18 protein-coding genes and 2 pseudogenes are annotated in these 20,043 nt (G+C 60.2%); 17 read left to right on the top strand and 3 right to left on the bottom strand.

Annotated elements, in window-relative coordinates; genetic code table 11:
- Positions 1–278 (top strand): annotated as a pseudogene (locus CKO42_RS27130) (group II intron reverse transcriptase/maturase); the annotation flags it as partial.
- Positions 279–283: 5 nt separating this feature from the next.
- Positions 284–1,126 carry a reverse transcriptase domain-containing protein gene (locus CKO42_RS04735; protein ID WP_338034846.1) on the top strand — a complete coding sequence of 281 codons (843 nt, stop codon included), beginning with the start codon at positions 284–286 and terminating at the stop codon, positions 1,124–1,126.
- Positions 1,127–1,232: 106 nt separating this feature from the next.
- Here the strand turns inward: CKO42_RS04735 and CKO42_RS04730 are convergent, their stop codons facing one another.
- The 3 genes from CKO42_RS04730 to CKO42_RS04720 form a co-directional block, all read right to left on the bottom strand.
- Entirely contained in the window at positions 1,233–1,472 is a 240-nt protein-coding gene (locus tag CKO42_RS04730; protein ID WP_200239903.1) for a hypothetical protein, read from the bottom strand.
- 290 nt (positions 1,473–1,762) lie between these two features.
- Positions 1,763–3,535: a class I adenylate-forming enzyme family protein gene (locus tag CKO42_RS04725; protein WP_200239901.1), complete on the bottom strand. Its 1,773-nt coding sequence runs from the start codon at positions 3,533–3,535 to the stop codon at positions 1,763–1,765.
- Between the two features lie 6 nt (positions 3,536–3,541).
- Positions 3,542–3,805, bottom strand: coding sequence for a hypothetical protein (locus CKO42_RS04720; RefSeq protein WP_200239899.1), 264 nt, complete (start codon positions 3,803–3,805; stop codon positions 3,542–3,544).
- Positions 3,806–4,064: 259 nt separating this feature from the next.
- On the opposite strand from CKO42_RS04720, the gene bchI reads away from it, so the two are divergent.
- The 15 genes and pseudogenes from bchI (at position 4,065) to CKO42_RS28220 (ending at position 20,040) form a co-directional block, all read left to right on the top strand.
- The gene (bchI, locus tag CKO42_RS04715; RefSeq protein WP_200239896.1) at positions 4,065–5,093 is read left to right on the top strand and encodes a magnesium chelatase ATPase subunit I; all 1,029 of its coding nucleotides are present in this window, start codon (positions 4,065–4,067) and stop codon (positions 5,091–5,093) included.
- Between the two features lie 142 nt (positions 5,094–5,235).
- Positions 5,236–7,056 (top strand): magnesium chelatase subunit D, encoded by a 1,821-nt coding sequence (locus CKO42_RS04710; protein WP_200239894.1) that lies wholly within the window; start codon positions 5,236–5,238, stop codon positions 7,054–7,056.
- A gap of 28 nt (positions 7,057–7,084) precedes the next feature.
- Complete coding sequence (gene bchO, locus CKO42_RS04705; protein WP_242479124.1) at positions 7,085–7,993, top strand: alpha/beta fold hydrolase BchO; 909 nt, start codon at positions 7,085–7,087, stop codon at positions 7,991–7,993.
- Between the two features lie 413 nt (positions 7,994–8,406).
- Positions 8,407–8,634: a hypothetical protein gene (locus CKO42_RS04700; protein ID WP_200239892.1), complete on the top strand. Its 228-nt coding sequence runs from the start codon at positions 8,407–8,409 to the stop codon at positions 8,632–8,634.
- On the top strand, positions 8,631–9,596 hold the full coding sequence (locus CKO42_RS04695; protein WP_200239890.1) for an RpnC/YadD family protein: 966 nt from the start codon (positions 8,631–8,633) through the stop codon (positions 9,594–9,596). The genes CKO42_RS04700 and CKO42_RS04695 overlap by 4 nt, the downstream gene beginning before the upstream one ends.
- A 203-nt stretch (positions 9,597–9,799) precedes the next feature.
- Positions 9,800–11,571: pseudogene (locus CKO42_RS04690) on the top strand (AAA family ATPase).
- Positions 11,572–11,699: 128 nt separating this feature from the next.
- Complete coding sequence (locus CKO42_RS28225) at positions 11,700–11,978, top strand: CBS domain-containing protein (protein WP_200239888.1); 279 nt, start codon at positions 11,700–11,702, stop codon at positions 11,976–11,978.
- Positions 11,979–12,049: 71 nt separating this feature from the next.
- Positions 12,050–12,868 (top strand): ABC transporter permease, encoded by an 819-nt coding sequence (locus tag CKO42_RS04680; protein WP_242479123.1) that lies wholly within the window; start codon positions 12,050–12,052, stop codon positions 12,866–12,868.
- Positions 12,858–14,192, top strand: coding sequence for an ABC transporter ATP-binding protein (locus tag CKO42_RS04675; protein WP_200239886.1), 1,335 nt, complete (start codon positions 12,858–12,860; stop codon positions 14,190–14,192). Before CKO42_RS04680 ends, CKO42_RS04675 begins: the two co-directional genes overlap by 11 nt.
- Positions 14,192–15,121, top strand: coding sequence for a class I SAM-dependent methyltransferase (locus tag CKO42_RS04670; protein WP_242479122.1), 930 nt, complete (start codon positions 14,192–14,194; stop codon positions 15,119–15,121). The genes CKO42_RS04675 and CKO42_RS04670 overlap by 1 nt, the downstream gene beginning before the upstream one ends.
- A 27-nt stretch (positions 15,122–15,148) precedes the next feature.
- Complete coding sequence (locus CKO42_RS04665) at positions 15,149–16,195, top strand: glycosyltransferase family protein (protein WP_200239882.1); 1,047 nt, start codon at positions 15,149–15,151, stop codon at positions 16,193–16,195.
- 98 nt (positions 16,196–16,293) lie between these two features.
- Positions 16,294–17,415, top strand: a complete 1,122-nt coding sequence (locus tag CKO42_RS04660) for a glycosyltransferase family 4 protein (protein ID WP_200239880.1) — start codon at positions 16,294–16,296, stop codon at positions 17,413–17,415.
- A 19-nt stretch (positions 17,416–17,434) separates the two neighbouring features.
- A complete protein-coding gene (locus CKO42_RS04655; protein WP_200239878.1) occupies positions 17,435–18,037 on the top strand; it encodes a class I SAM-dependent methyltransferase in 603 nt (200 codons plus the stop codon).
- Positions 18,038–18,171: 134 nt separating this feature from the next.
- Positions 18,172–18,924 (top strand): class I SAM-dependent methyltransferase, encoded by a 753-nt coding sequence (locus tag CKO42_RS04650; protein WP_200239876.1) that lies wholly within the window; start codon positions 18,172–18,174, stop codon positions 18,922–18,924.
- Positions 18,925–18,927: 3 nt separating this feature from the next.
- Complete coding sequence (locus CKO42_RS28220; protein ID WP_200239873.1) at positions 18,928–20,040, top strand: glycosyltransferase; 1,113 nt, start codon at positions 18,928–18,930, stop codon at positions 20,038–20,040.
- The last annotated feature ends 3 nt before the right edge of the window (positions 20,041–20,043 follow it).

Here is a 20,043-nt window from a genome sequence, read left to right as displayed (position 1 = left end):
GACTGGATGCACGCGCCTATGAAGCCAACCTCCAGGACAATGTGGAAGGACTGGTGGCGGCGGTCAAAGGGGGGTGGTATCGGGCCAAGCTGGTACTCAGAAGATACATCCCCAAGCTCAACGGGAAATTGAGGCCATTGGGGATACCAGCCATTGCGGACAAAGTGCTACAGATGGGGGTCACCAAGATCCTGGAAGAGATCTATGAGCAGGACTTTCTCGACTGCAGCTATGGTTACCGGCCTCGGGTTGGAGCCTTGGATGCGGTTCAAACCTGAGCGCCGTGCTGCGAAGCGGGCGTTATCACTTCCTGGTCGAGGCGGACATCCGCGCATTCTTTGATCGAATCGATCATGACAAACTGATCGAGATGTTGCAGCAACGAATCGACGACGAACCCTTTCTGCGGCTGATTCGCAAGTGGTTAAAGGCCGGCGTATTGGAGCCGGATGGCGCGGTTCAGCATCCAGAGACAGGCTCGCCCCAAGGCGGGATCATCTCACCGATGCTTGCGAATATCTATCTCCACTATGTGCTAGATGAGTGGTTTGAAAACACCGTCAAGACACATTGCAAAGGGAAAGCGTACCTCTGTCGGTATGCCGACGATTTTGTGTGCGCGTTTGAATGTGAATCCGACGCCCAGCGCTTTTATCGGGTGCTTGGGTTGAGAATGGAACGGTTCGGGCTGGAAGTCGCGCAAGAGAAGACGCAGTTGCTCCGGTTCTCGCGTCAGGACTGGACGCGTAACGGCACCTTTGAGTTTCTCGGATTCGAGTTTCGCTGGGGACGAGGGCGCTGGAGAAAACCCGCGCTCAAACGGCGCACGGCACGGAAGAAATACCGCGCCTCCCTGGCCAGTTTTCGAGACTGGTGTCGCGTACACTGCCGGATGCACAAGGACAAATTCTTCGCGGCCCTCAATGCGAAACTGCGCGGGTACTACAATTACTACGGTATCCGAGGCAACTACGAAAGCCTGGGTGACTTCTTCTATCATGTCACTCGCATGCTCTACCGGGAGATGAATCGTCGCAGTCAGCGGCGCAGCTACAACTGGAAGGGCTTTGCCGAACTGATCAAGGTGTTCAAGCTTGAGCGACCACGTATCTGCCACAGCTTCTGAGTACTCTAAAGATGCTGTCATGTGCGAAGCGAATCACTTCGAGGAGCCCGGTGCGGTAGTTCCGCACGCCGGGATCTGTACGGGGGCGGCTGGGTAACTGGCCGTCCTACCGTGATGTTCCGCAGAAAAAAGCATCCTTACCACTGTAGCTGTCGCGGCTCCAGTATTTCATGTCGCCATTGACGCCCCAGGTGAAATTGACATCGGTTGTGTCGCCGAAGCTGTCAGGCACAGTACTTGCTCCAGGATCGCTCACGTCGAGCGTGACTGTCCCCCCGATGCTGCCGACTGAATAAATGAGACCACCTGCTAATACAACTGAGGTTAGTAGGGTTTTGCTAAGCATTACTAGTGCCTCTGTAGTCACTGAAAGGGATATAGTTGGATCAAAAATTCAGCAATTTTTTGTATAATAGCTATTTAGATAGATATTTTTCTCTCTACTGAGTTTGTCGGGATCAGAAATTTTTGGGCAGGTGAATCGGATAGCCAAGCTACATTGATGTTTTGGCAAAAATTACCCGACTATTTTAGTCAAGTCAAGAAGCCAGTGCGAAACCCGCCCTGGCGCAGCAGCAGGTCGACTGGGAATGGGAATGTTGTGGTGTTCTCATTGGGCTCGGGCGCTGCCGCCGCTTAGTCCAAGCTCGATTTCGTCTGTTTGCGGGGAGCCTCTGATGTTCGTGCTAGCGCCTCGGCTTGGGCGATGAGCCTCTGCCGATCGCGCTTGCCTGAACGGAGTGTCGGGAGATGCTCAAGACGTGCAAATGTCCGTGGTCGCCGATGCGAGCTCAGGTTGCTGCGGCACCAGGCCTCGAGCTGTGCCGGCTCAAGCTCGCCGACATAGAGCGCAACCAGTCGATGTCCCCAGGTCGGATCAGGTACGCCGATGATGGCGATCTCAGCGATCTGATCCAGTTGGGCTAGCTCACGCTCGATCTCGGCGGGTAGCACATTGATGCCGGCAATCAGCACGACATCATCGGCACGCCCTAGTACCTGCAGGTTACCGCTCGGCAGTCGGCAGGCGAGGTCTGAGGTCTGTAGCCAGCCGTTGTCGAGACCATGGCCGGGCGTGCGAGTCGGATTGGCGTAGCCGAGCATGAGCATCGGGCCGCGGATGCGCAGCGGTTGGGCCTGCTGGACGGCGGCCTGGGTCTTTGGACAGGCTCGCGATCGGGTCTGTTGCTTTGGCTGCCGAGTGGGTTGCTCGGGCGGTTGGATGTCGGCGAGGGTTACGCCCCGTGACTTTATATTGGCTTCTCCGCAGCTGGGGCAGCTGAGCTCGACGCCGTCCAGCGGTATCATTCCGCGCTGTGGCAGGCCATCGGCATCAATCCAGCCGCCGGCGACCTGCGAGAAGGTCTCGGTCATGCCGTAGCCGAGGTAGAGCGGCCAGCCCTGTTCAACGGCCCGTCGGGCCAGGTTGCTATCGATCCCCTGTCCACCGAGGAGCGCGACCCTGAGATCGGGCGGTGGTGTCGGATCGACGTCGAGCAAGCGCTGCAACATCGCGGGAACCAGCGAGAGATGGGTGATGCGTTGGTCCCAGAGCGCCACCCGGACCTTCTCGGCCTCGAAGCGCGACTGCACCACCAGCTCGGCACCCGCAAATGCACAGCGATAACCGATCGCGAGTCCGCCCACATGCTGGCGCGGCAGGACGCAGAGCCAGCGATCGCCGCGCTTGAGCTCGAGTCGCGCATTCACGGCTAGGCAGGAGGCGATGATCGTTGCCGCGCTCAACATGACGATCTTGGGCTCCGCGCTGCTGCCGCTGGTCTCGACGAAGAGCGCTGGCGCGGTGGCAGCACCGGGCACGACTGTCGTCGTCAGGCTCGCGGATGAATTTGGATGGGCAGCCGCAAGTGCAGGCCTGGCCGCAAGTGTAGGCCTGGCCGCTGGCGCAGGCTCCGATGCGGGCGCGGGCGGAGACCAATGGGCTGATCCGCAGCGGATCAGCGTGCCTGCCGCTCGTCTTTCCGCATCAGCGATCCGCGTTACGCGCTCTGCTGTGTCTGCCCCCGCGCCGATCAGCGACGCTAGCCCCACATCTGCTAGCCCCACATTTTCGTCAGCGGGCCGCCAGGACCATTCAGCACCAGTCGTGCGGATCAGCGACTCGCGTCGCGAGGCCGGCAGATCAGCGCGGACTGGCAGCATGGCCACGCCAAGACTCGCCAGCGCCCATTGCATCAAGACCGAGTCCAGCACCGGTGTGGTTGGACAGAGCACTAGCTCAGCAGCCGCCACACCGGCGCCGGTCAATGCAGCCGCGCGTTGCTCGACGAGCACCGCGAGTTCAGCGTACGAGTAACGCCGGTCGCCAATCCGAAGCGCACCGGCATCGCCGAGCGCTCGCCGGCGCTCGAGCAGCCTGCTCAGGTCGTCGCCTTGGTCAGTGCCCATAACCTACTAAACCGCAGATGCGCGCAGATAAAAGATTAAAAACAATGCTCTAGCCGGTTTAGCAAGGCCACTCAACAGGTGAAGCAGTGGTGAATAACAGGGTATTGAAATCTCTGCGTTCATCTGCGTAATCTGCGGTTCAAATGCTCTTCTTTGGATAACTTCTTCATCGATTTGAGTGCGCTGTGGTGCGATCATCGGGAACGAGACAGTGGACAGGTGCTTCTTGGTTGAATCTGTGTCTCTGTCGTCCAACTCTAAATCGGGCATGGCTGCGCGAAGCCTGCTGCGCGAGGTCTTCAGGGAGGACACAGCGCCGGCGAAGGCGAAACACGCAGCTGGAGAGCGCCTAGGGGTCGTTTTCAACGGCGTCCAGAGGCGCCTGCGCTGAGCCAGCGCAAGCAAACGATCGGTTCGCCTTGACCGAAAAGAATCACCGACGCTAGGGTCTTGCGGCGATCGCGCGTGCCGCGATTCTAGCCTCCAGTAAGGGCGTTTGATAAAGCCCGCCGACAAGGTTCACACGACTATGCCGCTTGCCTTCCCCTTTTCTGCCATTGTCGCCCAAGAAGAGATGAAGCTCGCGATCCTGATCGCGGCGACGGATCAGAGTATCGGCGGGGTGCTCGCGTTTGGCGATCGCGGCACGGGCAAATCGACGGCGATTCGTGCCCTGGCAGCGCTGCTGCCGGCGATGCGCGTCGTCGATCGCTGCACCTATAACTGCGATCCCGATGCGCCAGACTCAGGGCTCTGCGAACAATGCCGCGAGCGCAAGGCGAGCGGCCCGCTCAAGGCGCGCAAGGCGCAGGTGCCGGTGGTCGATCTGCCGCTGGGAGCGACCGAGGATCGCGTCATCGGTGCGCTCGACCTGGAGAAGGCCTTGACGCGCGGCGAGAAGGCGTTCGAGCCTGGTCTACTGGCACGCGCGCATCGCGGTTTTCTCTATATCGACGAGGTCAACCTGCTCGAGGACCATCTGGTCGATTCGCTGCTCGATGTCGCCGCGAGCGGCGAGAATGTGGTCGAGCGTGAGGGCTTGAGTGTGCGTCATCCGGCCAAGTTCGTCTTGGTCGGTAGCGGTAACCCGGAAGAGGGTGAGCTACGCCCGCAGTTGCTCGACCGCTTCGGCCTTTCGGTCGAGATCAGCACGCCGCAGGACCTGAAATCGCGGGTGCAGGTGGTGCGCCTACGCGATGACTTCGAGCGCGATCCTCAAGCCTTCATCGACAAGTACAAGCGCAAGGATGGCAAGGTGCGTCGCCAGATCCTGAATGCGAAGGAGCGGCTGCCCAATGTCGAGGTTCCGGATGCGGCGCTCGAGCGCGCCTCTGAGCTGTGCATGAAGCTCGGCACCGACGGTCTTCGCGGCGAGCTGACGCTGATTCGAGCCGCGCGCGCCTTTGCCGCGCTCGAGGGTGACGAGAGCGTGACCGATGAGCATCTGAAGCGGGTCGCGCCGCCGGCGCTGCGCCACCGGCTGCGCCGCAATGTGCTCGACGATGCCGGCTCCACGACCCGCGTCGAGCGCGCTATCGAGGAGCTGTTCGGCGAATGAGCGGCTCGCGTCGCACGAGAATGATCAACTGGCGTTGCAGCGGCTGGGTGCCCTGCCCTGATGGCTTGCCGACAGCGGGTCTAGCCGGCAGCCTAGAATCCTGCTCGAGCCCGCGCTTGGGTGTGCCGCGATGACGGATCCGATGACTGGTTCGACGACTGATCAGACGACTGATCCGAATCGGGCTGGCCTACCCGATAACAGCGCGCGCTGGGACGATGCTTGCCTGGCTGCGGCGCTGTTCGCGGTTGATCCGGTCGGGAGCGGCGGCATCTCGGTGCGCGCGTTGCCGGGGCCGGTGCGTGATCTCTGGATGGAGCTGCTGCGCGAGCTGCTGCCGCCGGATCTGCCATTCCGGCGCATCCCGCTGCATATTGCTGATGGTCGCCTGCTCGGCGGGCTCGACCTAGCGGCCACCTTGCACGCCGGGCGGCCAGTGGCCGAGCGTGGGCTGCTGGCCGAGGCCGATGGCGGCGTGGTGCAGCTGGCGATGGCTGAGCGGATTGGTCGCTCGACCGCGGCCTACCTCAGCGCGGCGCTCGATAACGGCGAGATCCAGGTCGAGCGCGATGGGATCACCGCGCGCACCTCGGCCCGGGTCGGCGTGGTGGCGCTCGACGAGGGCGCCAACGAAGAAGAGCAGGTGCCGCATACGCTGCTCGATCGCTTCGCCTTCCTGCTCGATCTTGGCGATATCCGCTACCGTGAGGCGCTCGCGTCAGACTTTGACCCGAGCCAGATTCAATCGGCGCGGCGCCGGCTGGGCGAGATCGAGATCGATGAAGAGGCCATCGAGATGCTCTGCGGCACGGCGTTGGCGCTCGGTGTCGATTCGCTGCGTTCGTCAATCGCGGCCTTACGCGTTGCGCGGTCCTCTGCCGCGCTCGCCGGGCGCGATCGCGTGGAGTCCGCCGATGTGAGCGCGGCGGCCCGATTGGTGCTGGCGCCGCGCGCGACCCGCATTCCGATGCCGGAGCAGCCGGACGAGGAGCAACAGGCCGAGGAGCCACCACCACCCCCGGAAGACAACCAGGACGAGCAGAAAGACCAAGATCAGACACCGCAGCAGGAGCTGGACAAGCCGCTCGAGGAGCAGGTGCTGGAGGCCGCCCAAGCGGCGATCCCGCCGAATCTGCTGGCGATGCTGCAGATGGGTGCGATGCGCCAACGCTCGAAGTCGAGCGGTAAGTCGGGCGCCATCCAGAGTGGCTCGTTGCGCGGCCGTCCGGCTGGCACGCGCCGCGGCGAGCCCGGCGCTGGCGCACGGCTGAATGTCATCGATACGCTGCGAGTCGCGGCACCTTGGCAGCGGCTACGTCGGCAAGAGCGCGCCGAAAAGGGCAGCGAGTCCGAGGTGTTGGTCGAGGTGCGACGCGATGATTTTCGCATCACCCGCTATCGTCAACGCTCCGAGACCACGACCATCTTTGTCGTCGATGCCTCTGGCTCGGCGGCGCTGCATCGCCTCGCCGAGGCCAAGGGTGCGGTCGAGCTGCTGCTGGCCGATTGCTATGTGCGCCGCGATCGCGTCGCGATGATCGCCTTTCGTGGTCCGCGTGCCGAGATCCTGCTGCCGCCGACACGCTCGCTCGTGCGGGCCAAGCGCGGACTGGCCAGCCTGCCCGGTGGTGGCGGAACCCCGCTGGCCGCGGGTATCGATGCCGCGCTCGCGCTCGCCGACGGGGTGACTCGGCGCGGTGGCACTGCCGTCGTGATCCTGCTCACCGATGGCCGTGCGAATGTAAATCGCGACGGCATTGGTGGCCGCGCCCAAGCGGCTGAGGATGCCTTGGCCTCGGCGCGTGCCTTCCGCGTCGCCGAGCTGAAGGCGCTGGTGGTGGATATGTCGCCACGGCCACGCCCGGATGCGGAGAATCTGGCGCGCGAGATGGGCGCCGTCTATCTGCCGCTACCGCATGCGGATGCGCGCGCGCTCTCCGGCGCCGTGCAGGCGGTCACTTGAATAGCGCAGGTCGAAGGGATCAACGCCAATGACCTCTATCTTGGTGATGAACGACAAGCCACGCTGGGAACGCGATGGGCACAGCTGGCCGAATCGCGAGTGCAGCCGCTTCGTCGAGGCCGGCGGGCTCCGTTGGCATATCCAAGAGGCTGGCAGCGGTCCACCCTTGCTACTGATCCATGGCACCGGTGCGGCCTCGCATTCCTGGGGAGGGCTGCTCCCTCTGCTCGCCGAGCATTTTCAGGTGCTCGCCCTCGACCTACCAGGCCATGGCTTTACCGCAGCGCCGGAGCCGAAGCAGCTGTCATTGCCGGGCATGGCAGCCGCCGTTAGCGCGCTCACCCAGTCATTGGGTTTCGTGCCCGAGGTCGCCGTTGGCCATTCAGCCGGGGCGGCGATCTTGGCGCGCATGTGTCTCGATGGCAACATCCAGCCAAGGCTGCTGATCAGCCTCAGCGGCGCACTCCTACCGCTCAGGGGGTTTGCCGGGAAGTGGTTCTCACCGGCCGCGAAGCTGTTTGCGCGTAGCTCGGTGGTGCCCCGCTTCTTTGCCCGCGGCGCCCGCAAGGACCCGCGCAGCGTCAAGCGCATGGCGGACGGCACCGGGTCGCGCCTGACCCCAGAAGGGATCGCGTTGTATCGGCTGCTGATCTCCTATCCGGGGCATTTGGCCGCGGCACTCAATATGATGGCGAATTGGGATCTTGAGCCGATGGTGCGCGACCTGCCGCAGCTCAAGCCGCGGTTGGTGTTAGTCAGCTTTGAGGATGACAAGACGATTCCGCCGATCGAAGCCGAACAGGTTAAGCGGCTAGTACACTCTGCGCAGTTGCGTCGCCTGCCGAGTCTCGGCCATCTAGGGCATGAAGAACATCCATGCGCGATTCTAGAGTTGATCATGCGCGAGTTAACCAGCAGCAATCCTGCGCCGAGCTGATAGGAGTCAGGGCGTTGCTATCTGCTATCCACTCTTCCGTTAACAGGCCAGCGCAGGAGCGGAAGCCAATTTCGGTTGTCGTAGTCATTGGCTCGCTCGACGTCGGTGGCGCGGAGATGGACTTACTTCGTAATCTGCCACGGCTTGATCGCGAGTGCTTCGCAGCCTCTGTCTATACCTTTGAAAATCCAGGGTTTTTAGCGCCGGCGATGGAGGCGGCGGGGATCTCGGTACATGGGCCTGCGCGCAACTTGGAGCCAGCGCCAGCTGCAGACGCCAGGATACTAAAGGGAAGGAACGATTCATCGGCCGCAGCAGCGCCAAAGCGGCGGCGATTGCCTCGAATACGAGCGAGCGTTGGCCCGATCATCCGACGCAATCGCTTGCTTCATGGGCTTATCGGGAGTCCGGCAATGGTCGGCGCGAAGCTCGTCAATGCACTCGCACTGCTGCGCGGCTATTGGGCGGTCATCGTTCCGATGGCGGCTTTCATTCGGGCACAGCAGGCGGACGTGGTGCACTGTTTGTTGCCGAACGGCTACTTTTACGGCAAATCCAGAGACAGTATACCGAACAGCCTGATGCGCGCAGCCAAAGCCCCTCCTACCCAAACCGCAGCATCGGCTAGACTCTGCCCATGACAGCCGACACCCAAGCCACCGACACCGGCGACAAACCCGACTACGACAGCCCCTGGAAAGAGGCCCTGGAGCGGTTCTTCCCGGAGTTTCTCGCACTGCTGTTCCCAGCTATCCATGCCGAGGTCGACTGGTCCAAAGGGATACAGTTTCTCGACAAAGAGTTCCAGCAGATCGTCCGCGAAGCCAAGACCACCCGGCGTTATGCCGACAAGTTAGTCGGGGTCTATCGCCGCGACGGCACGCCGGTCTGGGTACTGATCCATGTCGAAGTGCAAGGTGATCCGGAAACCGTCTTTGCCGAGCGGATGTTCACCTACCACTATAAAATCCGCGATGTCTATCAAGTGCCGGTGGCGAGCCTGGCGGTCCTTGCAGATGCCGACCAAGGCTTCCGCCCACAGCAGTACAGCGCAGCGCTGTGGGACTGTCGGATAGACTTCCAATTTCCCGTGGTCAAACTGCTCGACTATGCTGAGCCGGAACGCTGGGCCGAGCTGGAAACCAGCGACAATGTCTTTGCCCTGGTGGTGATGGCGCAGATCCGCGCCAAGGTGACCGACGATGCCAAGACGCTCAAAGGCTGGAAATTCCGCTTGATGCGCTTGATGTATGATCGCGATTACGGGCGGGTGCTTATTGAGGAGCTTTTCCGCCTCATCGACTGGATGGTCCGCCTGCCCAAAGCGCTGGAAGCGGAATTCCGGCAAGAACTCTATGCATTAGAGGAGCAATACCAGATGCCTTATGTGACGACGGTTGAACAAGCGGGGATTGAGAAGGGGAAGATTCTGGGCATGCAGCAGGGAGAGGCCATGATCTTGATGACTCTGTTGCAAGAGAAATTCGGTTCGGATTCACTCGAGGCGCACCGGGAGCGCATCTCGGCAGCCAAACCTGAAGAACTCCTGCAATGGTCGAAACGCATCCTCACCGCCGAGACGCCTGAGACCATCTTCCACTGAGGCGCGCGGGCCGCAGCTTAATCGAGGGACAGTATACAGAATAGCCTGCGGTTTCCGAACTTGCTCAGGCGTTCGCCAAGCGCAGACGCACGTAGCGGCACGCAGCGTGAATGGTCGGTGCCCAACTGATCGGCTTGCATCCGCCTGAGCCATCGCCCGCCTGCTATGCTCAAACGCAACGCACCCGCAACAAGCGTCGCCCCATGCACTTCCCCTACGGCCTCGCGATTTTGGCACCCTGCGCGAGGAGGGCTACTGGTACCTCGACCGCACCGATCGCATTCCCGCCCTAGAGCAGGCGGGCCGGCAACTGATTCTTCCTGCGCCCGCGCCGCTTCGGCAAAAGCATGCTGCTGTCGATGCTCGAGCACTACTACGATCTCAACCGCGCCGAGCAGTTTGACGACCTGTTCGGCAACCTCGCCATCGGCCACAAGCCGACCGCGCTGCACAACCAATACTTTATCCTCAAATGGGACTTCTCACTGATCCCAGCCCACGGCGAGATCGCGGATATCGAAGCGGCGGTGCATCAACACATCAATGACTGTTTGCTTGACTTTGCCCGGCGCTATCGCGAACAGCTCGGCGAAGCCGTTCAACTGCACCCGGACAATGCCCTGTCATCCTGGCGCACGACCTTGAGCCTGGTCTCCCAAACCCCGCACAAGCTCTACCTCCTGATCGACGAATACGACAATTTCGCCAATGAAGTGCTGATGGCCCCGCGCCCCGGCAGCCAAGACCGCTACCAGACCCTGCTGCAAGGCGAAGGCCTGCTGAAGACCGTGTTCAAATCGGTCAAGGCCGCCCCGGTGGGCTCGGACTGGACCGGGTCTTCATCACCGGCGTCTCGCCGGTGGTGATGAGCGACATGACCAGCGGCTACAACGTCGGCAAGGATATCTATCTGGAACCCACCTTCAACGACCTCTGCGGCTTCACCGAGGCCGAAGTTGCCAATGTACTCAGCCAACTCGCCACCGAAGGCGGCGACTGGAGCGCACCCGCCGCGCTCGAGACCATGCGCACCTTCTACAACGGCTATCGCTTCAGCGAAGAGTCGCAAGAGAGCCTCTACAATCCCACCCTCAGCCTGTATTTCTTCGACGCCCTTTACCTGCGCGGTCAATACCCCCGCCGCATGCTCGATGAAAACCTCGCCATGGACCGCAACAAGCTGATCTACATCGCCCAGCTCCCGCAAGGTGAAGACCTGCTGATCGAGGCCCTGAGCGGCGATGACCGCATCCTGATCCCTGAACTGGTGCAACGCTTCGGTGTGGCCGATGTGCTGGCCGCCGTAAAAGATCAGCCGTTCATGGCCTCGTTGCTGTACTTCTTCGGCATCCTCACCCTGGCCGGCGAGGGCGAGCTCGCCAAGCTGATCTTGCGCATTCCCAACCTGGTCGCCCGCGGCCTCTATGTCGAGCGGTTGCGCGAGCGCTGGCTTCCGGCACCCGAGACCCGCAGCCAGGCCCGTAGCGCCAGCGAAGCGCTCTACCTAAAGGGCGATCTCGCACCGCTCTGCGACCTCATCGAACAGAGCTACTTCCGTGTGCTGTCCAACCGCGACTATCGCTGGAGCAACGAACTGCTAGTCAAGTTCGCCTTTCTCACCCTGCTGTTCGATGATCGGCTCTACATGGCGGTCTCCGAACTGGAGGCCGATCGCGGCTATGCCGACCTCGCGCTGATCGTGCGACCGGATAAGCGGCGCTTTTAGGCGCTCGACCTCCTACTCGAGTTCAAGTACCTCAGCCTCAAAGACCTCGGCCTCAGCGGCGAGCAGGTGCGCGAGCTGCCGCGCGAGGCGCTCGCCACACGCCCAGCAGTATCCGCCAAGCTCGATGAAGCCGGGGCCCAGGCGCGGGACTATGGCGGCACGCTGATCGAACGCCACGGACTCAAGGACCTGCGTGCCTTTGCCGTGGTCGCGCTTGGAGTTGAGCCTCTGTTATGGCGGTCGCTCTGAGCAGATCGGGATGGGAGCAAGCGCGTGCGCAACGAGATGCGCAGTGAGCAGCTTCCGTTCATAGCGCCTGACGAAGGCCCCAAGGCTGTACTTGGCACCGTCCCGAAGGCCAGCTGGGCGTCACACTCGTGGCCGATCCGCCCGCGCGCATTCGCGGCATCATCACCGATGGCGATCTGCGCCGTGCGCTGCAGACTTCTCGCGAAGGCTTCTTCGTCCTCAATGCTCGAGAGCTGATGACGCCAGACCCCATGACCATTCGTGTCGAAAGCAGCGTGAGCGCCGCGCTTGAGATCATGGCCCTGCATCACGTCACGCTGCTCGTCTTTGTCGACGGGGAGCGGGGAGCGGCTTGTGGGTATGGTGCAAAAGTAGGAGCTGCTCCAGTGCAGCGAGCCTTTCTTTGATAAGATCAGCGTTTCGGTCTTGTTGCACTCAGCGCTTGTGGCGGACCCCTCAGCTTACCGACCCACCAAGCATGCAGGCCTTCTCACCATCCCCCCAGGAAATGATCCTCAGCCCTTGGCGACACCGTGCGCTCATCGCGCTGTTGATCCAGCGTGACATCAGCGAACGCTATCGCGGCTCCATCCTTGGACTCCTGTGGTCGTTTTTTCTCCCGTTGATGATGCTCGGTATCTACACCTTTGTTTTCAGCGTTGTCTTTCAGGCGCGCTGGTCCACAGGTAGCGAATCGAAGACTGAATTCGCGTTAGTGCTTTTTACCGGACTGCTGGTCTTCAGTTTCTTTGCCGAATGTTTCAATCGCGCGCCAAAGTTGATTCTCTCTAATGTGAACTATGTCAAAAAGGTGGTGTTTCCATTAGAGGTGCTGCCTATCACGACCCTCGGCTCGGCCCTCTTTCACCTCGGCGTTGGGCTCATCGTGTGGCTTCTGTTCCACCTCTTCCTGTTCGGGTTGCCACCGCTCACGGCCTTACTCTTCCCAATGATCCTCGTCCCGCTCATTGCCCTCACCCTAGGCGTATGCTGGTTTCTCGCGGGCTTAGGGGTCTATCTCCGGGATATCTCACAGGTCGTCAGTGTGCTGACCACCGCACTGCTCTTCCTCTCGCCCATCTTCTTCCCGATCGAGAGCCTGCCCGCCGCCTATCAGCCGATCATGCAGCTCAATCCCCTGACCCCTGCGGTCGAGATGAGCCGCGATGTGCTGATCTGGGGCCAAGTTCCCTCCTGGCGTGCATTGGGTCTCTACACGATGGTTTCCGCCATTATTGCGGCACTTGGCTTTGCTTGGTTCCAGAAAACGCGCAAGGGATTCGCCGATGTCCTCTGAGATCATGATTGAGGTCGAGCAACTCAGTAAATGCTACCAAATCTACGAAGAACCCCACCATCGCTTGCTGCAGATGTTGGCGGGCAGGCGCCGGCAATACTATCGTGAGTTCTGGGCGCTGGAAGGCGTCTCGCTGCAGGTTCGCCGGGCGCAAACGGTTGGCATCATCGGCCGCAATGGCAGCGGCAAATCCACCCTCCTGCAACTCATCTGCGGCACCCTCAATCCCACTGCCGGCAGCTTGAAAGTCAACGGTCGGGTGGCAGCATTGCTGGAATTGGGCTCTGGCTTCAATCCGGATTTCAGCGGCCGGGAGAATGTATATATGAGCTGCGCGCTCTATGGCATGACCCGCGCCGATACCGATGAGCGCTTTGCCGATATCCTCGCCTTTGCGGATATCGGTGATTTTATCAATCAGCCGGTCAAAAGCTACTCCAGTGGCATGATGGCGCGGCTCGCCTTCGCCGTCATCGTGCACGTCAACGCCGATGTCTTGATCATCGACGAGGCCCTGGCGGTGGGCGATACCTTCTTCACCCAGAAATGCATGCGCTTTCTGCGTGGTTTCATGACACGCGGCACCGTGCTCTTCGTCAGTCACGACATCGCCTCAGTGAAAAGCCTCTGCAATCACGCCATCTGGTTGGAGCAGGGTCGAGTCCAGGCCGCCGGTGATCCCAAGCACATCAGCGACCTCTATCTTGAGGCCTTCTACGAGGCTCAACAGGGCAAAAGCACCACCACTAAGCTCAAGCCGAAGGCCATGCCGCTTTCGCAGCAGAAGAAAGATCAGCGCCAGGCGTTTCTCAACGCCAGTAATCTGCGCAACGATCTGCAGATCTTCGAGTTTGATCCAGAGGCGCCCTCATTTGGTCAGGGCGGCGCCCAGGTCTTGAGCGTAGCCTTCTTCGATGCCGCCGGCGAGCCGCTCAACTGGGTGGTTGGCGGCGAGCAAGTCTCGCTAGTGGTGCATGTACAGGCCAACAGCCCGTTGCGCTCCCCCATCGTCGGATTCTTTGTCAAAGACCGCCTGGGGCAAGCCCTTTTTGGTGACAACACCTATCTGAGTTACCGAGACACTCCCATCGCCATTGAAGCTGGACAGATCGTCAAGGCACAATTCACCTTCCTGATGCCCTTGCTTGCAGGCGGAGACTACTCGGTGAATGTTGCCATCGCCGATGGCGCACTTGATGAGCACGTACAACACCAGTGGATTCATGACGCCGTGCAGTTCAAGTCCGTCAGCACTAGCATTGTCAACGGTCTGATCGGCATTCCGATGCAAGCGATCGACTTGGCGATAACCGGAGATCAGTGATGACAAAGGCGTTTACAGCGCTCGAATTCACTGGCGAGCGCTTCATCCCCGGTACCGAAGGAGCCATCGAATTTGAGCACTGGCATCGGTATCTGCTCGCGCAAGCGATCAGCGCGGATCAGCGCGTGCTCGATATCGCCTGTGGCGAGGGTTATGGCTCTGCCGCTTTAGCCGAAAGCGCCGCGCAAGTGATCGGCGTGGATATCGACCCTGCCTCTATTGCCCATGCCCGCACGCGCTACCAAGCTGACAATCTCCAATTCCTCGTCGGCGACTGCACCGCTATCCCGTTGCCAGATGCCGTTGTCGATCTAATCGTCAGCTTCGAGACCATCGAGCACCACACACGCCATGCCGAGATGATGCGTGAGATCAAGCGCGTGCTCCAGCCTGACGGTGTGCTGCTGATCTCTAGCCCCGATCGCTACTTCTACTCCGAGCTGCCCGGCACCACCAACCCCTATCATGTTAAGGAGCTTGATGAGGCCGAATTCAAGCAGCTCGTTGAATCTCACTTTCGATCCGTTCGCTACTTTGGCCAGCGTGTTTGCCACGGCTCGCTGATCTTGCCGCAAGGCACCGCCGCGTCCATGAAGACCTATACCAATGGCGCTGGCACCCTCCTCAGTTGTGAAGCAGGACTGGCCGCGCCTATCTTCTGGCTTGCATTGGCCTCTGATGGGCAATTACCAGACCTGCCCGCCGGCCTGTTCGAGCAACCAATCGAACAAGCTGAACTCGTTCGACTGTTGCGACGCGATCTCGAAAACGCACAATGGCTCATAGAACAAAAAGATGCGCATCTGACCACAGCTGCTGAATTGCTCGCACAAAAAGACACAGATCTCGCTAAGCTTTCCGCTTTATCGAACAAATGGTGGTTTCCATCTTGGCTCAAGAACCTGCTGCTGCGCGGCCTGAGATCTTGAGCGATCACCTAGAGACCTGGCTTCGCCATGCCCAAGCCCACGATCGCTTTCATCACCCAGCCGGAGTACTTCCGTTTCACCTACGAGACCGCGCTTGATGCCGATGCCGAGGTCCACGAGTTGGCACTCCCACCCATGCTGCTGAGTGGCGATTTCGCCCCCTTGCTCGAGCTGCAAGCCGACTATAACCTCATCTTTCGTGGCGAATGGATGCCTGCCAAGGTTCTAGAGCAATTGCGCGGCCTACGCATCGCACTCTCCAGTGAACCCTTCCCGCGTTCGATCGACGGCCAGCTGCAGATGACCTGGGACAGCCTCAACCGCTACCTTCACTTTCGCGCCATCCGCTCGTTACCCTTTGACTACGTCTTCCACTATGATGCGGCTTCACTGCCGCTGATGGCGCGCGATGGCCTTAACTGTTCCGGCCACTTCCCATTTCCGGTCGCCACCAATGTCTACCAGCCCAGCCCGAAAACGCGAACCGCATCCAGCCCGCCAAAGCGCTGGGATCTCTTCTTTATTGGTCGCAGCACCCCGCATCGTGAACGCTTTTTCGGCCCTCTCAAACATCATTACCAGTTTCTACACCTTTGCCACGGTGTTTGGGGTGCACCGCTGGTCGACTATGTTCACCAAGCGCGTTTGTGCCTCAATGTGCATGCCGAAAACGAGGTTTCTTGGGAGCCTCGCGTACAGATGCTGCTGGCCTGTGGCATTTTGCTGATTAGTGAGAAGATCACCCCGAACGATCTGCTCAGGCCCGGGCAGGATTACATCGCAGTCGACTCCCCCCAGCAGATGCATGAAGCCGTTGCCTACTATCTGGCCAATCCACAAGAGCGCCAGCGCATTGCTGTGACCGGGTGCGAACGCGTGCGAAGCTGCCTCGACGGGCGCGAATCCTACTTGACGTTACTCCGCCAGATCCAAGCCGCAGAGGTCTCACGCTTCAGCGCCAGCGCCCCAGCTGCCGCCTTCACCGCAGCCGGTCGCGCACAATCTGCGGCCCTCTGGGTCCGCCAGCAGTGGGGTCGTCGAAGGTGGGCTTGGCGCCAGGGAGGTGCACGGTGAAGATCTGTTATCTCATTCCGGGCTGCGGCGTCTCTGGTGGTATCGCGGTGATCTGCCAGCACAGCGAGCGGCTCAAGGCGCGCGGGCACGAGGTCAGCTTGGTCGTCGACGGCATGCTGGGTGATATGAGTTGGTTTCCAGGCCAAAGCGTGCCGGTTGTTCCACTGACAGACTATCCGCAGGAGGTCGATATCCTCATCGCCACCTCTTGGGCTACTGCCTTCCGCGTACCCCTGCTGCTGGCAAAGCGACATGCCTACTTCGTGCAATCGGATGAGACCCGCTTTCATCCACCGGGCAGTTGCTGGGAGCATATCACCCGCCTATCCTACGTCATTCCCTTCAATTATCTAACCGAGGCGCACTGGATTCGAACCTGGCTGCAAGCGCAATTTGGTCATGAAGCTGCCTTGGTGCCGAACGGGCTTGATACCTCGATCTTCTATCCCTGCGAGCCGCTTGCGCCGCGGGGCCGGCGGCCACGCATCCTGTTAGAAGGCGCCATCGCGCTGCCATACAAAGGGATGTGGGAGGCCTTCGAAGCGGTTAAGCCTATTGATGCTGAGATCTGGTGTGTCAGTTCATGCGGAAAGCCTGACCCCGCCTGGCGCTGTGATCGATTCTTCAGCGCTGTCCCCATGGAGCAGATGCGCGAGATCTATTCAAGCTGCGACCTGCTGCTGAAGTTGAGCCGGGTCGAAGGCTTCTTTGGGCCACCCATGGAGATGATGGCTTGCGGGGGGGCGGTGGTAGTGGGTCGCGTCACTGGCTACGACGAATACATCATCGACGGAGAGAACGCCTTAGTAGTCGATCCATTCGACATCCAAGCGGCGCGTGCTGCCGTGCAACGCCTGCTGGAGGATACCGCGCTGCGTGAGCACCTGATCGCTAATGGTCGGGCGACAGTTGCACGCTGGAACTGGGACAGCTCCATTAATCGTTTAGAACAAGCATTACAAGCCCTGCTGGTTGATCCCTCACGCGCGCTGTCTTCACCGCAGCGTGTCGTTGCAGAGAGTATTGCCTATTTTTATGGTGAACTGCGTGGCGAGCCATTGCTATCAGACCCGCCTATATCTGCAAAAAATGCGCGCTTGCTTGCCGATCCCACCGAATTCTTGGTTGGCCGTTTACGTAGACAGGGATGGTTTCGAGTGCTCGCACGTCTCCTGGTACGCGGCTACCAAAAATGGCGTTCACTGCTCAAGGCTTCCTGATTTCTAAGGAGATGATCCAATGCAATACGCACAGCAAAAAGACCTAACACTCAATACCCGCTGGGCGTCAATGGAGCAGTTAACAAAGGCACAGGGGGAAGACGGCATTCGTTTGGACTTAGGCTGTGGCTACTACAAGCCGCCAGGCTATATTGGTATCGACAACCTCGTCGGCGAGGGGGCACAAATTGCCAATGCGGACAATGCCCCGGATATCCTCATGGACCTTGATCGGGGGCCGCTGCCATTTGCCGATAATAGCGTCGCCGAGGTGCGCTCGTCGCATTTTCTGGAGCACTCCAATCTCGATCACGTGATCAATGAGTCCTGGCGTGTGCTGATTCCCGGCGGACGCTTTGTCTTCACTGTGCCCTACGCCAATTCAGCCGAAGGCCTCTATCCCGGTCATCACATCTTCCTGACCGAACGATGGTTTTACGAAAACCTCAATTTTCAGCGCAAATTTACCATCGTGCACGAGCACTACGACCCCAGTGTGGCGTGGAAACGGTTGCCCATGTTGGTGCGGATGTTGATTCCGTTTGGCTTCGCCAGAACCTTTCTGTTTAATGCCTGCTGGCAGATGAAGATTGAATCAGTTAAAAAAAAAGAGCCGGGCTGAACGTGAAGACGAAAATCAAGCTCTGGCTGAAACAAACACTGAAAAACCGAATATCCCGCTTATGATCCATAGGTTAATCAGGGCATGTGCCCTTTATGCCTCATTCTTCTACTTTTATAGAGCAACATCAGCCTATGAGCAGCCACCAAGATCCGCGTCTGCGCGCAATTAAAGAACAAGAATGGTTCTATGAATTTCACCTGCCAGACGGCAGCAAAACCAAGTCCTGTGTAAAACCCAGCGTCCGCAAGATCCATGACACACGCGAGAAGATGTTGTGCAATGCACTGCAAGCCAGTGTCTCCACCACGACGCATCGCGCGAGCGCCATAGATGTCGCCTGTCACGAAGGCTATTATTCCCTGATACTCGCCGAGTACTTTGAATCCGTTACCGGCATTGATAAAAATCCCGATTCAATTCAAAAAGCACAGGCGATCAGCGATCTACTGGCGCCCGACCGGATTCGCTTTGAAAACATCAGCCTGGAGGCCTTCGGCTCAGCATCTCCGTTCGATTTCGTGCTCTGTTATGGCCTGCTCTATCACCACGAAAACCCGGTGAATCTCATCCGCATGCTGGCCACCATTACGCGCCAGACGCTCTGTTTGGAAACCCAGGTGATGCCAATGGACCTCGTCGGCCACGTCGAGGACGGTGACTATACAAACCTGCGCCAGATCAGAGGCTGCTTTGCCCTCTGCGAAGATTATCCCAACAGCTCCGAAGGGGGGATGACCGGGTTTGCGTTGGTGCCGAGCAAGGCCGCAGTGACTTACCTGTTGAAAGAATCCGGTTTTTCTACCGTCGAATTTGTCGAGCCAGAGGCCGACGACTACGAGCAGTTTACCCGTGGTCACCGCGTCGTGGTGGTGGCTCAGAAATAGACGGTGTCGGCGCCAACGCTGTTACTCCTGACCCGTTACGGCGAGCTCGGCTCGAGCAGCCGCTTGCGGCTGATGGCTTATCGCCCCTGGTTGGAGCAGGCCGGCTTTCGGGTAACGGTCAGCGCCCTATTTCAGGATGACGAACTGCGCGCGCGCTATGCCAACGGACGCTCGAGCGCTCGCAGTATCATGCGCGTCTACCAGCGCCGCCTGCGAGCGCTGATGGAGCTGGGGCAGATCCAACTGGTATGGGTGGAGAAAGAACTGTTCCCCTTCTTGCCAGGAGTGCTCGAGCGCTGGCTGACCTGGGCCGGCGTTCCCTATGTGGTCGACTACGACGACGCCACCTTCCACCGCTACGATGCACACCGCTCGGTCTTGGTGCGCAGGCTGCTGGGCCGACGCTTGGTGCCGCTGATGCGCGGTGCCCATTTGGTGACGGCGGGGAATGCCTACCTCGCCGACTATGCGCAGCGCGCCGGCGCGCCAGACGTAAGCCTGGTACCGACGGTGCTGGATGTGGATCAGTACGCGCTGGCTGCCGAGCCCGACGCTGCCCTGCTACGGGTTGGCTGGATTGGCTCCCCATCAACGGCATCTTATCTGCGCCTCGTGCGCGAGCCGCTGCAGCGCTTGGCGCGTGAACGCCCGGTGCAACTGGTGGTGATTGGAGCCGAGGCGATCCCCAGCATGGACGTCCCGGTTGAGCACCACCCCTGGTCAGCGAGCACCGAATCAGCGCTGCTGGGCAGCGTACATCTCGGCATCATGCCGTTGACTGATGGCCCTTGGGAACAGGGCAAATGTGGCTATAAATTGCTCCAGTATCTGGCCTGTGGCAAGCCGGTGATTACTTCGCCGGTGGGTGTGAATGTGGAGATTGCCACGCCCGCGGTGGGGTTACTCGCGAGCAACCCCGATCAATGGCTCGCAGCGCTGCGCCGGTTGGGCGCTGATGTCCTGTTACGGCGTCGGCTTGGAAGAGCCGGTCGGCGGCGGGTGGAGGCGCAGTATTCACTGCAGCTGCAGGGGCCCATCGTTGCCGCGCGTTTGGCCGAAGCTGCTGGGATAACGCCTGCACCCTGGTCGAGCCCGCCGGCCGAAATGCACCTCTGATGG

Source organism: Lamprobacter modestohalophilus (assembly GCF_016583905.1).
GTDB classification, from domain to species: Bacteria; Pseudomonadota; Gammaproteobacteria; order Chromatiales; family Chromatiaceae; genus Lamprobacter; species Lamprobacter modestohalophilus.
The sequence above is the reverse complement of the archived record's forward strand: the minus strand, read 5'-3'. Positions and strand labels throughout refer to the sequence as shown.

What these genes read in the sequence shown, in the direction of transcription:
- CKO42_RS04730 (WP_200239903.1), bottom strand. Translation starts at nt 1,472, where the DNA reads ATGCTTAGCAAAACCCTACTAACCTCAGTTGTATTAGCAGGTGGTCTC.
- CKO42_RS04725 (WP_200239901.1), bottom strand. Translation starts at nt 3,535, where the DNA reads ATGGGCACTGACCAAGGCGACGACCTGAGCAGGCTGCTCGAGCGCCGG.
- CKO42_RS04720 (WP_200239899.1), bottom strand. Translation starts at nt 3,805, where the DNA reads ATGCCCGATTTAGAGTTGGACGACAGAGACACAGATTCAACCAAGAAG.
- bchI (WP_200239896.1), top strand. Translation starts at nt 4,065, where the DNA reads ATGCCGCTTGCCTTCCCCTTTTCTGCCATTGTCGCCCAAGAAGAGATG.
- CKO42_RS04710 (WP_200239894.1), top strand. Translation starts at nt 5,236, where the DNA reads ATGACTGGTTCGACGACTGATCAGACGACTGATCCGAATCGGGCTGGC.
- bchO (WP_242479124.1), top strand. Translation starts at nt 7,085, where the DNA reads ATGACCTCTATCTTGGTGATGAACGACAAGCCACGCTGGGAACGCGAT.
- CKO42_RS04700 (WP_200239892.1), top strand. Translation starts at nt 8,407, where the DNA reads ATGGTCGGCGCGAAGCTCGTCAATGCACTCGCACTGCTGCGCGGCTAT.
- CKO42_RS04695 (WP_200239890.1), top strand. Translation starts at nt 8,631, where the DNA reads ATGACAGCCGACACCCAAGCCACCGACACCGGCGACAAACCCGACTAC.
- CKO42_RS04680 (WP_242479123.1), top strand. Translation starts at nt 12,050, where the DNA reads ATGCAGGCCTTCTCACCATCCCCCCAGGAAATGATCCTCAGCCCTTGG.
- CKO42_RS04675 (WP_200239886.1), top strand. Translation starts at nt 12,858, where the DNA reads ATGTCCTCTGAGATCATGATTGAGGTCGAGCAACTCAGTAAATGCTAC.
- CKO42_RS04670 (WP_242479122.1), top strand. Translation starts at nt 14,192, where the DNA reads ATGACAAAGGCGTTTACAGCGCTCGAATTCACTGGCGAGCGCTTCATC.
- CKO42_RS04665 (WP_200239882.1), top strand. Translation starts at nt 15,149, where the DNA reads ATGCCCAAGCCCACGATCGCTTTCATCACCCAGCCGGAGTACTTCCGT.
- CKO42_RS04655 (WP_200239878.1), top strand. Translation starts at nt 17,435, where the DNA reads ATGCAATACGCACAGCAAAAAGACCTAACACTCAATACCCGCTGGGCG.
- CKO42_RS04650 (WP_200239876.1), top strand. Translation starts at nt 18,172, where the DNA reads ATGAGCAGCCACCAAGATCCGCGTCTGCGCGCAATTAAAGAACAAGAA.